This window comes from Pseudoalteromonas sp. XI10, from assembly GCF_001469895.1.
GTDB lineage: Bacteria > Pseudomonadota > Gammaproteobacteria > Enterobacterales > Alteromonadaceae > Pseudoalteromonas.
In genome coordinates, this window is the sequence record NZ_LOPY01000052.1 from 293,902 (window position 1) to 307,100 (window position 13,199).

The window sequence follows — 13,199 nt, forward strand, 5'->3', positions numbered from 1 at the left end:
TGGAGATAATAATATGAAAATAATAGCTAATTTTAGCCGCTTACTGATTGCATGTAGCATGGTTTTGCTAACTGCATGTGGTGGTGGCGCTAGTAACGATATAGATTCAGGGCAAGTTTTATTGACCTGTAGTGTCCCGCAAGTTCCCAATGAAGCGGGGACTGAGTGTGTTGATCCACCACCGATTAGTTGTCCGGCACCAACGGTACCCGATGAGAATAATGAAAGCTGCGTGGTAGGCGCTGATCCCACTTTGCCTGATCCTGTGGTTTTCCCTGCAGACGACGAAGCCATCTTATTCTATAACCGCACCAGTGATGATGCATACGAAGGCTATCGATTACACTCATGGAATAATGATGATTGTGATGCGTACGCAGCGCCGTTTGATGCCACTGATTGGGCCAATGGGCATGAATACGATGGTATTGATCCTAACTATGGTGCGTACTGGATTGTAAAACTAAAAGAAGGTTACAACGAGTGTGCTAACTTCATCGTGCATATTGGTACCGAAGGGTCTGGCAAAGCGTTTGGTGATGTTGATTTAAAAATGCCATTGATGCAGGACGATGAAAAGTTCCAACGTATGAACTTTACCATTCATGGTGAACCATCAGTATTTGAATATCCAATTGTTAGCTTAGGTGAGCGCCCGGTGAGTATTTCTGGTGCCTCAGCGCATTGGATTGATTTATCTACTATGATTTATCAGCCAAGTAATGAGCTGACAAGCATCATTAAATTACACTCATCCAACAGTGCAGATTTAGCTGTCGATGAAGATACTGGTGAGTTAAATGGTCAAGTGGTTGAGCTTACATCGACATCTTTAAGCGATGAACAAATCGCTAAAGTGCCGCACCTTGCTGGATGGAATGCATACCAAGGTAACTGGGATGCAGCCGCTGCAAAAGAGCTTATTAAACAACAGCTGGTTGTGGCAGGCTATGATGCTGATGGCAAGCTAACAGAAGCCACTTATGTGCAAGCCGCTAAAGCCCTCGATGACTTATACACCAGTGGCGAAAGTGATGCTAATGAAGCACAACTAGGTGTGCATTACGCCAATAATGGCATTGATGTGTCGGTATGGGCTCCAACGGCAAGCAATATGAAATTAGCGCTGTATGATGCTGATAAAACAGAGCTTGAACAACTTGCTATGACCTTTGATAGCACAACGGGTATTTGGTCTAGCAATGTCGATATCAGTCACGATCGCCATTACTACCGCTTTATGTTTGATGTTTATCACCCAGCGACTAAGCAAATTGAAAGCTTATGGAGCACAGACCCTTATTCATTAAACGTTTCAACCAATGGTCTATATAGCCAACTGATCAACCTTGATGATGAAGATACTAAACCAACCGGCTGGGATGAGCGTATGGTGCCAACGGTTGATTACCCTGAGCAAGCGGTCATTTACGAAGGCCATGTGCGTGATTTTAGTGTACGTGATGAAACCGTCAGTGAAGCAAACCGTGGTAAGTATCTTGCGTTTACTGAACTTGATAGCGCACCAATGCAACATCTCAAAAAGCTGGCAGATAATGGCTTAACCCATTTCCATTTACTACCACTGACAGATATTGGCACCATTGATGAAGATGCCAGTCAGCGTGTTGATATTACTGCAACCTTAGGTGATTTATGTAGCCGCATTGAGGATGATGCCGATGCATGTAAAACCGAAGATAAGAGTGCTTTGATAGTTGATTTAATGGCGTCATATCTACCAGGCTCTGATGATGCTCAAGCACTTGCTAATGCAATGCGTGGTGTTGATAGCTTTAACTGGGGTTATGATCCGCATCACTTTATTGCGCCTGAAGGTTCTTACGCTTCATCACCTGAAGGTATTGCACGAGTCAAAGAAACGCGTGCGATGATCCAGTCTTTACAAGAAATTGGTTTACGTGTCGTGCTTGATGTTGTTTATAACCACACGACCTCATCAGGTGTTTGGGATAAATCAGTGTTCGATAAACTCGTTCCGGGTTATTACCACAGATACAACGAAACCTCTGGTGATATTGAGCGTTCAACCTGTTGTGAAAATACAGCAACAGAACATGTCATGATGGACAAATTTGTCGCTGATTCAATGGTGATTTTAGCCCGTGATTTTGGTTACGATAGCTTCCGCTTTGATGTGATGGGGCATATGCCAAAAGCGTCAATTATGACCGCGCTTAGTGCAGTGCAAGCGGTTGACCCAGATACTTACTTCTACGGTGAAGGGTGGAACTTTGGTGAAGTCGCTGATAACCGTTTATTTGTGCAAGCTAAACAAATGGATATGGCTGGCAGTGAAGTAGGCACCTTTAATGACCGTATCCGTGAGGCAATTCGTGGTGGTGCGTTCTTTAGTAATAATGTCACAGATGGCAATTTATCTGAGCAAGATACGTTGCGTTTATCACTGGCAGGTAACTTACAAAACTACATTCTTAAAGACTTTAAAGGTAATTCAGCAAAAGGCAGCAGCTTTAGCTGGAGTGGTCAGCCAGCGGCTTACGCCCTTGACCCGGCTGACAGCATTAACTATGTCTCTAAGCATGATAACGAAACACTATGGGATCAGCTGCAATATAAACATGGCACTAACTTAAGTATTGAAGAGCGTGTGCGTGTTCACAATATGGCTTTAGCTATGCCGCTGATGAGCCAAGGTATTCCATTTATGCAAATGGGGGCTGATATGCTACGTTCTAAATCAATGGATCGTAATAGTTATGATTCTGGTGATTGGTTCAACTTTGTTGATTTCAGTATGGATACCAATAACTGGAATGTAGGCCTACCTCCTGCGCAAGATAACCAAGCGAAGTGGGGCGAAATTGCACCTATTTCAGCAAATCCTAATGCACAAGCGATGGCAAGCGACATTGAGTACGCAAGTAATGTATTTACTGAATTCTTAGCAATTCGTAGTGCCAGCCCATTATTTAGTTTAACCACAGAGCAAGACATTTTAGATCGCGTTGGCTTCCACAATATTGGTAAGCGTCAACAGCAAGGCTTAGTCGTGATGAGTATCGATGATGGCGTTGGGTTGACTGACCTAGATAGCCAATACGATGCCATTGTTGTGGTGATGAACGGTACGGATCAAAGCTTATCGCATACGGTATCAACGGCTGCGGGTTTTGAGCTTCACCCTGTTTTAAAAGCGAGTGTTGACTCAAGTATGTCAGCAGCAAGTTTTATGGCTGGTGAAGGCGAAGGTACCTTTAATGTTCCGCCTTATACTGTTGCTGTGTTTGTGAAACCACAAGCTGATGCACAAGGCGAAGGCCTAAGTGCCGATGCAACTGTGGGTGCGCCAGATATTGTGCCATTTGGTAGCACAACAGTTTATGTTCGTGGCTCGTTAAATGACTGGGGTACGGCAAATAGCTTTGAATATGTAGGTAATGGCGAGTATAAAATTGCGATTCCTCTAACCGCAGGTAGCTATGAATTTAAAGTGGCTTCTGAAGATTGGTCTACCGTTGATTTTGGTGCGCTTTCTGCTGATGTTGCTGAAGTGATTGAAGGCGAAGATGAGCCGCTAACACGCAGTGGTGCCAATATGACCTTTACGGCGGCAATGGATGCTGTTTATGTGTTCTCATTTGATGCCACAGACACCGAAAACCCAGTACTTAAGATCTATAATGAAGAGCCATTTGTTGGTACGCCAATTTATGTACGCGGTAGCTTAAACGATTGGGGTACCAGTGATGAGTTAATGTATCAAGGTAAAGGTGTTTATACCTTCACTAAACAGTTAACTGCGGGTAGCTATGAGTTCAAAGTGGCCTCTGAAGATTGGAACACGGTGGATTATGGCTCAGGTGAAAGTAGTGCAGCGGTTACAGTGGGTACTGAAAAGCTACTCGCAGTAAAAGGCGCAAATATGACAATGGATATTGCAAGCGATGGTCAATATCAGTTTGTGTTTGATGCCAGTAACCTTGAAGAACCACTTATGACTGTATTCAATGCAGAAATGTTTGGCGAAACTCAAGTGTACTTACGTGGCAGTGTAAATGATTGGAGCACAGATAACCCACTGATTTATACTGGTGATGCGATGTACAGTACCACCATGACATTAGAAGCCGATGACTATGAGTTTAAAGTCGCTTCTGAAGACTGGAATACGGTGGATTACGGTGGCAGTGGTGATGCCCCTGTTGCTGTGCTTGGCGAAGCGGCTTTACTAGAAGCGGTTGGCGCCAATATCGCTCTGAGTATTGCAGCTGCTGGCGATTATCGTTTTACAGTGCAAGGACCTGATCTGAGTAAACTAACAGTGACGGTTGAAGCAGTGGAATAGCTTTCCCTGCAGTACCCTTAAGCCGGGCTTTTGCTCGGCTTTTTTTGTATTTAATGAAAAGTTTGTATATTGTCATAACTCTCTATCAAGGAGCCTATGATGACAGAAACCAGTTTAACGAGTGCTAGCTTTGATCCAAAAGTAAAACAATATTGGTTATTACTGGGTATTTTTACCTGTGTGATTAGTATGGTAGGGATCCCTTTCATTCCAATAGTTGCGTTAATAATCTGGCTGGTGGCAGGGCGTATTTTAGCGGCGATGTCAGCCACGTTGTTAACGCGTAAGTTAGTGGTAAAACGAGGTGTTTTCTTTAAAGAAGAAAAATCGATCCCACTTGAAAAAATAACCGATGTGGCACTTAGCCAAGGTCCTTTAATGCGTCAATTTGGCCTTTATCGACTGAGCTTTGAAACGGCAGGTCAATCAGGACAAGGTGCATTGGTATCATTGCTCGGAGTGGTTGATGCTGAGAAGTTTCGCGAGGCAATCTTGAAACAAAAAGATGAAATGACTCAAAGCAGCAGTGCTAAAGCTGAGCATCAACCTGAAGATATTCAGTTAGAACTGCTGCGCTCACTTACTTATAGCGTAAAAAACATTGAGCAAATGTTAGTTACGCTATTAGATGAAAAGCGTTAAGCCATTTGTAAAGTAGAGCTACCAGCTTGTACGCTGAGCGCTTTTTTACGCTCGTTAAGCAGTGTGTAATCGGCTGTTTTAACGCTACTTACATAATGCCACTGGGCAAGCGCTTGCTGTTGAGTAAAGGTGACCGTTAAGTAACCGCGTTCAACTAAGTTGTTGTAGGCTAAGTCGTTAACCAGTAATGCAATAACTTGCTCAATTTGTGCGACAGCCTCACTCGATTGCGTATTTAACGCTAAGTAGTTCTCAAGACCTGGAGAAGAAACCGAAGATGTTGCAAACTCAACACCAGCTGCAGCTTTAGCAGAAACAGGGTTACTTGCATCAGTGACTAATTGTCCTGCCCAGCTGTTATGCGTATCACCAGCTAAAACCACCAAGTTCTTTTGTGCAGCAATTGCAGTCCCAAGTATTACCTCTCGTTCATAAGCATAGCCATCCCATGCATCAAGATTATAAGGCGCTGTTGTTTCTACGCGTGCTCGCTGCTCACTAGTCACCGTTGGATCGCCAGCTAATACGCGCCCTTTAATTTGCGCAAGCTCACTAAATAAGGTATTTGCTTGCGCAAGTAATGCAGATGGATCAGCTCCGTTTGCTTGAGTTACTTGAATATTCATAAGTAACTGTAAAATCTCGAATGGCAAATGCATTTTGGTCATCAGCACTTGTTGTCCAAGTACTTGCCATTGTGTTGTTGCTGTCGTTAAACCATCAGTCAGCCATGTAAGTTGCTCGTTACCTAATAGAGCACGAGTAGGTGAGCTAATTGCTGCAACAAAGTCAGTTTGTCCTTGGCTGCTGGTTAAGTCGAAATCTGCATAATTAACTTGCTCGTCGCGAGCTAAAACACGGGTATCGAGCATGTGTAATGAAACTAAATTACCAAACTCAAAGCGTCGATAAATACGTTCTTTATCGGCAACATTACGGATCGGCATCCATTCAAAGTAGGCTTGTAACGCATGCATTTTGCGCTCGCTAAATTCACCTTCGCCGTCGTTGTGATTTTCAGCGCCACTGTGCCATGTATCATTAGTTATTTCATGGTCGTCCCAAACAGTAATAAATGCACACTGACTATGGGCAGCTTGCAAGTTATCGTCTTTACGATAATGGGCGTAACGTTTGCGATAATCCGCTAAAGAAATGATTTCATCGCTATTGTCATCAGGTAATAAACGGCCAAGTTCGGCGGCATCTTCAGTGGCATAACCTGTATTACCATATTCATAGATGTAGTCACCCAAGTGCAGTACTACATCTAAATCGGTTTGTTTTGCGATTTCACCATACACATGGAAGTAGCCAGCAGGATAGTTAGCGCAAGAGACAACGGCAAATTTTACTTGTTCTATGTTGTCGGTTGGAAGCGTTTTACCTGCTCCAGTAGGTGAGGTTTTACCATTACTTATGAAGCGGTAGTAATAGGTGGTGTTGGCATCGAGACCTTGCAGATCAACTTTTAAGGTGAAGTCAGTTGCATCGCTTACCTGTGTTTCGCCATCATGGCTAATGGTTGTAAAGTTAGCATCTGTTGAGGCTTGCCAAACTACGTTAACACTCGTGACGTTTTCAAGAGGTGTTATGCGAGTCCAAATAATTAGACTGTCAGCGAGCGGGTCGCCACTGGCAACACCGTGATCAAAGCTGACAGGGGTTTGCTTTGTAGTTTCGTCATCATCGTCATTAAGACTACAGCCCGTTAAACCAAAAGATAAAACGGCGGCTCCAAAACCAGCCGCCGATGCTTTTAAAAAGCGTCTGCGCGAAAAAGTCATTGCTCTGTACCTATAAGTAGAAAAGTACGAGCTTATCCGACCAGTGTTACTGTTCTATGAAGTTAAAACACCTGACAAATTTGTTCGGCATTACAGGTGATTACAGTGACATTTTCGTAGCCAACACGAGTCAGTGCTTCGGCACTCAGTGTGGCGCGGGCACTACTTGCACAGTGTAAGTAAATAGGCCTTGCGGGATCTTTTTCAATTTCCATTAATTTCATTTCAAGTACACCACGCGGGATATTAATTGCACCTGTTGCTGCTTTAGTTGCGTGCTCAGCAGGTTCTCGTACGTCTATTAATAAACCGTGGTTTTCGCTTAATTCTTGTTTTGCTTGGTCAGCGTCAATGCGGCGCTGGTTTGGGGCAATAATTTTCATTAAGTCAGGAATTGGGGTCAGCATACTAATCCTCCATGCCAAGTTTGCGTAAAATGGTGATCATTGGGCACCACTTAGTGAATGCCGATTGAATTAAGTTTAGAGCAATAAATACCGTAAACCAAATCCACAGCGGACTGTGAAACTGTTGTAGCAACAATGAAATACAGATCATTACACCAGCAATTAGGCGAAGCGCGTCATTTAGTTTCATAATAAGACCTCGATAACAGAGTGATGTATTTAATATATTAGATAATGCTACATTAGTAAATTCTAATATTAGACTTTTCTAATATATCAATCTATACTTTAGCGGTATTTTAAGAATATAGAGTAGTGTGATTATGAACATCGATTTTGCGGCTATGGCCGACAATGTGGAACAAGCAGAGCAAATGCTAAAGATATTGGCGAATAAAAATCGTTTGATGATCTTATGTTCGCTGCAAGATGGTGAAATGAGCGTGAGCGAATTAAATGAAGCAGTGCCATTGGCGCAGTCAGCATTATCGCAACACTTAGCGGCGCTGAGAAAAGCTCAGATAGTTGCTACTCGACGCGAAAGCCAAACTATTTATTACCGCGTGGTTGATGAAAATGTGGTATCAATCTTAGCGACCCTACATGGCTTATTTTGCAAAGGTAATTAAGCAATGAATGCTATCGATAATGCAGTAAAAAACAGCTTGAGCGGCCGCCTCCCTGTCATTATTTTTATTATGTCGGTGCTGCTTGGTTTAATGGCATTAAAGCAAACCCCTCGTGAAGAAGAACCGCAAATTGTGGTTCCTATGCTTGATATATATGTAGCAGCGCCAAACGTCGAAGCGCCAGAAGTAGCTAGGCTGGTAACTGAACCATTGGAGAAGTTATTGGCGCAGTTAACGGGCGTTGAGCATATTTACTCGACCACACAAAGTAATGCTGCTGTTGTTACTCTTCGCTTTGAAGTTGGTCACGACCGTGAGCAAGCCATCCTCGACACTTACGCTAAACTCTATAGCTATCAACACACGATGGCGTCAGTGATCAGCTCATGGCAAATACGTCCGGTTGAAGTGAACGATGTACCCATTGTGATGCTGGGCTTATTTAGTAAAGATCCAAAACTTTACGATGATTATCAACTAACTCGTTTTGCCAACGAAATCGCTAACAGTTTACAGCGCATCGAAAATACCAGCGAAGTGAAAGTGATTGCTGGTCGAACTCGTCAATTAACGATTAACCTTGATGCAAGTGCTCTTGCTGCACACCAAACAACATTAACCGATGTGTATTATGCGCTTAGCGTATCTAACCAATTAGTGAATGTGGGCAGCGTTGTTGAGGGTAAGCAGCAAATTGCCTTACAAGTGGGTGATGTTTTACGCTCTCAATCTGCGATTGAACGGCTTGTTGTCAATGTGGTTAATGGTAAGAGTGTTTATCTAAGCGATGTGGCCCAGGTGAGTGATGGTCCAAGCGAAGCACAAAGTTATCAATGGTTGGCTCATTCAGATAACCAACAACTTCCTTTAGTCACTATTAGTGTCGCTAAGCAAGCTGGCACCAATGCGGTAGCTGTAGCCAACGAAGTGCACAGCATGATGGATAGCTTGTCGGCTAATCTACTACCAGATGAAGTGGGCTACACCGTACTGCGTGACTATGGCCAAACCGCGAATGAAAAAGTAAATAACCTTACATCGAGCTTAGTGTTTGCGGTATTTACCGTGGTTATTTTTGTTGGCGTATTTTTAGGTTGGCGACCAGCGATTGTGGTGGGGCTAGCGGTACCTATTTGCTACGGCATCACCCTGACACTTGATTTTGCCTTTGGCTATACGATTAACCGAGTCACGCTGTTTGCATTAATACTTTCTTTAGGTTTATTGGTTGATGATCCCATTACTGGGATAGACAACATAAGTCGTTTTTTAACGAAAAAAGGCGATAAAAAACAGCGCATAGTTGATGCCATGAGCGAAATACGTGTGGCGCTGTTTATGTCTACATTGACCATTATGGTGGCATTTATCCCACTTGCGTTTATCACCGGCATGATGGGGCCGTATATGGCACCGATGGCATTCAATGTGCCGGTCAGTGTGATGGTTTCAACCATAGTGGCATTTTTTGTCACGCCATGGTTAGCCATGAAATTACTTAAAGCGCCAGTTGATGACAGCATGCAACTAGAAGCTAATCCCCATAGCTTATACGAGCGCATATTATCGCCATTACTTGAGTCTAAAGGCCGCGCCAAACTCGTTCTATGGACCACATTAGCTTTGTTTGTCGCCAGTGCCATGTTACCCGTAATGCGTGCAGTGCCTCTAAAGCTATTACCGTTTGATAATAAAAACGAGTTGCAAGTTTTAATTGATATGCCAGAAGGTACGAGCCTTGAGCAAACCGCCGCTTTCACTCGACAAGTACAAACCATCACTTGGCAATTAAATGAAGTAAGCGAGGCGGCAGCCTACGTTGGTCAGCCATCAAGCATGGACTTTAATGGTATGGTGCGTGGTTATTATCGACGTGAAGCTGCTAATTTAGCTGAGCTCAGAGTATTACTGCTCGATAAAACTGAGCGTGATCATCAATCTCATGGCGTGGTCATGCGCTTGCGTGCCGCATTAGCGCCACTGGCAACCGATGGCATTGTAATTAAAGTGGTTGAAGTACCACCTGGTCCGCCGGTTTTAAGTACCTTAGTGGCTGAGGTTTACAGTGAGCCATTTGTTGATACAGACACTCACTATCAAGCAGCACTTGCTGTTGCTGCAAGGTTAAAGCAAGAGCCGCATGTGGTTGAAGTTGATACCAGTATTGCTGCCAATGCGCCGTTACAGCGTTTTGTTACCGATAAAAGTAAAGCGTCATTGTCGGCGGTGTCTACGCAAGATATTGCCCAGACCTTAGCCATTGCCTCACATGGACAAAATGTTGGGGTGTTATATGTTAGCGGCGAAACAGACCCTGTCGATATAAAATTACAACTGCCTTATCAAGATCGTAACCAATTTGCTCAATTGCTGGCATTACAAGTTCGTGGTGATAGGGAGCTTGCAAAAACCAGTGATGAATTTGGGCTACAAAGTGCACCACGTCCGCTGGTGGCGCTTTCTGAGTTAGGTGAATTTCAGCATCAAGATGTTGCCAAGCCAATTATGCGTAAAGATCAGCGTAATGTTGTGTATGTAATGGCTGAGCTAAATGGCCGTACACCCGCTGAAATTATTGCTGACGTCAATGCCGACTTAGGTATTAGCGCTGACGAATTTAACCAAACTGATTGGCAAAGTAGGCACTTTTTCAATAATGGTGGTAGCCAAGCTTGGCAATTACCTGCTGGCACTGACGTGACCTTTAGTGGTGAAGGCGAATGGCGAATTACCATTGATGTATTCAGAGATATGGGGATTGCCTTTGCGTTTGCGCTAACAGCCATTTTCATCATCTTACGCATTCAAACAAACTCTGCCAGTTTGTCACTGATCATCATGTCGGCTATTCCATTAACCGTAATAGGGATCATGCCGGGCTTTTGGCTATTAAATCAATTTGGAGAGCGCAGCATTGCTGGTGCTCCAGAGCCGGTGTTATTCACTGCAACAGCCATGATTGGCATGATTGCACTTGCCGGTATTGTGGTTCGTAACTCACTTATTTTAGTTGAGTTTATTAATCAAGCTCGCGGCCAAGGTATGGCGATTAAACAGGCTTTGATTGCCGCAGGTACGGTGCGTATGCGCCCTGTGTTACTGACTGCGGGAACCACCTTATTAGGTAACTTGGTGATCACCCTAGACCCGGTATTTAGCGGTCTAGCGATCGCAATTATTTTTGGTATTGTGGCATCAACATTGTTCTCATTATTTGTTGTGCCGCTGGTTTATTATTTAGTGTTTGCAAAGGATGCAGCCAAAGAGGAACAAGCTCATGCAGGGTAAATCAAAACTTATTGGTTCAATTGTCGCGTTATCAGTGATTATTGTGGCGGTACTTTACATGGCGGGCAGTTTTTCTGATAAGCAAGCTGCAGGCATGAAAAATCCATCGGCAAATGATTACACTGGTCAGTTAGTGACAGTGACACTGGCAGATATTGCGCGTGATGAAGTTGTACCGGGCACCGTGATTGCAAAACAAAATACGCAAATCTCTTCTCGTGTAATGGCACAAGTTGAGCGTTTAAATGTACGCGCTGGCGATACTGTAAAACAAGGTGACGTGCTAATTACTTTGCAGCAAGATGACTTTAAGGCAGGGCTTGCTCAAAGCGAAGCACAAATAAATGCGATTAATGCATCGCTAACTCAAGCTGAGAAACAACTAAAGCGTATTAACGACTTATACAAGCAAGGCTTGGTATCTGTTAGCGAATACGACGATGCAAAAGCAAGGTTCGATAACTTAACAGCGAACCTAGCGATTGCTAAGCAGCAGCAAACACAAGCGCAAGTTGCACTGAGTTTTACGCAAATTAAAGCGCCGATTTCAGGTGTTGTGGTTGAGCGCTTTGCAGAGCCTGGGGATACCGCAACTCCTGGCACGCCATTACTCGCACTGTATAACCCACAACAATTGCAATTAGCATTTAATGTCAGAGAGCAGCAAGCAATTAAGCTGAATGTTGGTCAAACTTTAACGGTCAAATTACCTGCTTTATCAACGTCAATGCCTGCCACAGTGACAGAAATTGTGCCTGTTGCTGATAGTGCTGCGCGTAGTATGGAAATCCGTTTAGAAACAGATGCGCAAACTGGGTTAATGCCTGGGCTTTATGCGCAATTACAATTACCGCTCGCCACTGAAAAAGGGGTGTTGATTGAATCAAGCTGGGTGCACCAATATGGCCAATTGAGTATGGTCTATTTACTTGAAAATAATCAGATAGTGCGCCGCTTCGTTCGCCTTGGCGAAATGGTCGATGGCAAGCAGCACATCGTTTCAGGTTTAAACTCGGGTGATGTGCTGGCTGTTGATTTTAAAGCTAAATAAAGGTCGCTATTTGGTCTAGCGACTTTTTCACTAAGGCATGCTCAGGGATGGTTGCATCTGTGCCTGGGTAGCCTGCAATAAGCAGCATGTAAGGGCGCTCATTATCTTTATCTCGGCCACAAATTTCGGTTAAAAAGCTCATTGGTTTTGGTGTATGCGTAAGGGTAGCAAGGCCAGCTCTGTGTAGTGCTTGAATTAAAAAGCCTGTTGCTAGGCCAACAGATTCATGAACATAGTAATTGGTATTTTTGTCATCGGCAGAAATACCGCCTTTCTTTTGACTAAACACGGCAATTAGCCAAGGTGCATGCTCAAGGTAGGGCTTACTGGCATCGGTGCCAAGTGGTTTTAAGGCATCTAACCACTCTTCACCTGCGCGACCTTCATAAAATGAGCGCTCTAGTTTTTCAGCGGCTTCTCGAATTTGTTTTTTCACATCGCTGCTGTGTATTGCTACAAAGTGCCAAGGTTGATGATTGGCACCGCTCGGTGCAGTGCCAGCCGCTCTAATACAGGTTTCGATTATTTCTTTTGGCACTGGGCGGTCGCTAAAGCTGCGAATACTGTGGCGACGCTGACTCACGGCTAAAAACTCTTCGGCGCGTTTTAGCATCTCGTCATGAGGGTACTCAATAAAGTCATTGAGTGGCTGGTTTTTGTGTTCTTGCATGGCTTTTCGCTTCTTGTGTGTTGATGATTTTAATTATGAATATGCTGGTTTCGGCGGTACTCTTTTAATTCATTGCTCAACCAATCTTTTGCATTGAGTAACGACCCATTGCTGAGTCTTACTTTATAGGGCTTACCGCTCCATGAGCTTTTACTCGCCAGATTCTCGATAAACTTTTCGGCAGTTTTTGCATAGCGGGTTGCTTTTCGATACTTCATTGCAAGGTGTTCGGCAGCACCTTGGCTTGAGTGCTCGGTGCCGTTGCGAATAAATACCGCATCGCTTTTAGCTACAAAATCAATGAGGTGATTTATCTCTTGTTCTGGGGTGGCTGCATCACTGAATTGGCTAATGCTCAATAATATTAACGCGATAAACCAATATCCTCTCATACA

10 protein-coding genes are annotated in these 13,199 nt (G+C 43.8%); 5 read left to right on the forward strand and 5 right to left on the reverse strand.

What is annotated here, in order from left to right; translation table 11 throughout:
- Positions 1–13: 13 nt before the first annotated feature.
- Positions 14–4,330 carry an alpha-1,6-glucosidase domain-containing protein gene (locus tag AUR67_RS17095; RefSeq protein ID WP_058586169.1) on the forward strand — a complete coding sequence of 1,439 codons (4,317 nt, stop codon included), beginning with the start codon at positions 14–16 and terminating at the stop codon, positions 4,328–4,330.
- Positions 4,331–4,429: 99 nt separating this feature from the next.
- A complete protein-coding gene (locus AUR67_RS17100; protein WP_058586170.1) occupies positions 4,430–4,972 on the forward strand; it encodes a PH domain-containing protein in 543 nt (180 codons plus the stop codon).
- Here the strand turns inward: AUR67_RS17100 and AUR67_RS17105 are convergent.
- The 3 genes from AUR67_RS17105 to AUR67_RS17115 form a co-directional block, all read right to left on the reverse strand.
- Positions 4,969–6,759, reverse strand: a complete 1,791-nt coding sequence (locus AUR67_RS17105) for an alkaline phosphatase D family protein (protein ID WP_058586171.1) — start codon at positions 6,757–6,759, stop codon at positions 4,969–4,971. The two genes, AUR67_RS17100 and AUR67_RS17105, sit on opposite strands and share 4 nt — an antisense overlap.
- Before the next feature lie 62 nt (positions 6,760–6,821).
- The gene (locus tag AUR67_RS17110) at positions 6,822–7,166 is read right to left on the reverse strand and encodes a rhodanese-like domain-containing protein (RefSeq protein ID WP_058586172.1); all 345 of its coding nucleotides are present in this window, start codon (positions 7,164–7,166) and stop codon (positions 6,822–6,824) included.
- 1 nt (position 7,167) lies between these two features.
- Positions 7,168–7,356 (reverse strand): DUF2892 domain-containing protein, encoded by a 189-nt coding sequence (locus tag AUR67_RS17115; RefSeq protein ID WP_054562832.1) that lies wholly within the window; start codon positions 7,354–7,356, stop codon positions 7,168–7,170.
- A gap of 133 nt (positions 7,357–7,489) precedes the next feature.
- Between AUR67_RS17115 and AUR67_RS17120 the strand changes: the two genes are divergently transcribed.
- The 3 genes from AUR67_RS17120 to AUR67_RS17130 are packed head-to-tail and all read left to right on the forward strand — an operon-like array spanning position 7,490 to position 12,134.
- Positions 7,490–7,795 (forward strand): ArsR/SmtB family transcription factor, encoded by a 306-nt coding sequence (locus AUR67_RS17120; RefSeq protein WP_054562831.1) that lies wholly within the window; start codon positions 7,490–7,492, stop codon positions 7,793–7,795.
- Positions 7,796–7,798: 3 nt separating this feature from the next.
- On the forward strand, positions 7,799–11,083 hold the full coding sequence (locus AUR67_RS17125) for an efflux RND transporter permease subunit (protein ID WP_058586173.1): 3,285 nt from the start codon (positions 7,799–7,801) through the stop codon (positions 11,081–11,083).
- A complete protein-coding gene (locus AUR67_RS17130; protein ID WP_058586174.1) occupies positions 11,073–12,134 on the forward strand; it encodes an efflux RND transporter periplasmic adaptor subunit in 1,062 nt (353 codons plus the stop codon). The genes AUR67_RS17125 and AUR67_RS17130 overlap by 11 nt, the downstream gene beginning before the upstream one ends.
- On the opposite strand, the gene AUR67_RS17135 is transcribed toward AUR67_RS17130, so the two are convergent.
- Together AUR67_RS17135 and AUR67_RS17140 are read right to left on the reverse strand one after the other, a co-directional pair.
- Positions 12,127–12,804, reverse strand: coding sequence for a nitroreductase family protein (locus AUR67_RS17135; RefSeq protein WP_058586175.1), 678 nt, complete (start codon positions 12,802–12,804; stop codon positions 12,127–12,129). The two genes, AUR67_RS17130 and AUR67_RS17135, sit on opposite strands and share 8 nt — an antisense overlap.
- Before the next feature lie 29 nt (positions 12,805–12,833).
- Positions 12,834–13,196, reverse strand: a complete 363-nt coding sequence (locus tag AUR67_RS17140; RefSeq protein ID WP_235591854.1) for a DUF5329 domain-containing protein — start codon at positions 13,194–13,196, stop codon at positions 12,834–12,836.
- Between the last annotated feature and the right edge of the window lie 3 nt (positions 13,197–13,199).

Bases quoted from the DNA above. Each gene is read 5' to 3' on its own strand.
- AUR67_RS17105 (WP_058586171.1), bottom strand. From the start codon at position 6,759: ATGACTTTTTCGCGCAGACGCTTTTTAAAAGCATCGGCGGCTGGTTTT.
- AUR67_RS17125 (WP_058586173.1), top strand. From the start codon at position 7,799: ATGAATGCTATCGATAATGCAGTAAAAAACAGCTTGAGCGGCCGCCTC.
- AUR67_RS17135 (WP_058586175.1), bottom strand. From the start codon at position 12,804: ATGCAAGAACACAAAAACCAGCCACTCAATGACTTTATTGAGTACCCT.
- AUR67_RS17140 (WP_235591854.1), bottom strand. From the start codon at position 13,196: ATGAGAGGATATTGGTTTATCGCGTTAATATTATTGAGCATTAGCCAA.
- AUR67_RS17110 (WP_058586172.1), bottom strand. From the start codon at position 7,166: ATGCTGACCCCAATTCCTGACTTAATGAAAATTATTGCCCCAAACCAG.
- AUR67_RS17100 (WP_058586170.1), top strand. From the start codon at position 4,430: ATGACAGAAACCAGTTTAACGAGTGCTAGCTTTGATCCAAAAGTAAAA.
- AUR67_RS17120 (WP_054562831.1), top strand. From the start codon at position 7,490: ATGAACATCGATTTTGCGGCTATGGCCGACAATGTGGAACAAGCAGAG.
- AUR67_RS17115 (WP_054562832.1), bottom strand. From the start codon at position 7,356: ATGAAACTAAATGACGCGCTTCGCCTAATTGCTGGTGTAATGATCTGT.
- AUR67_RS17095 (WP_058586169.1), top strand. From the start codon at position 14: ATGAAAATAATAGCTAATTTTAGCCGCTTACTGATTGCATGTAGCATG.
- AUR67_RS17130 (WP_058586174.1), top strand. From the start codon at position 11,073: ATGCAGGGTAAATCAAAACTTATTGGTTCAATTGTCGCGTTATCAGTG.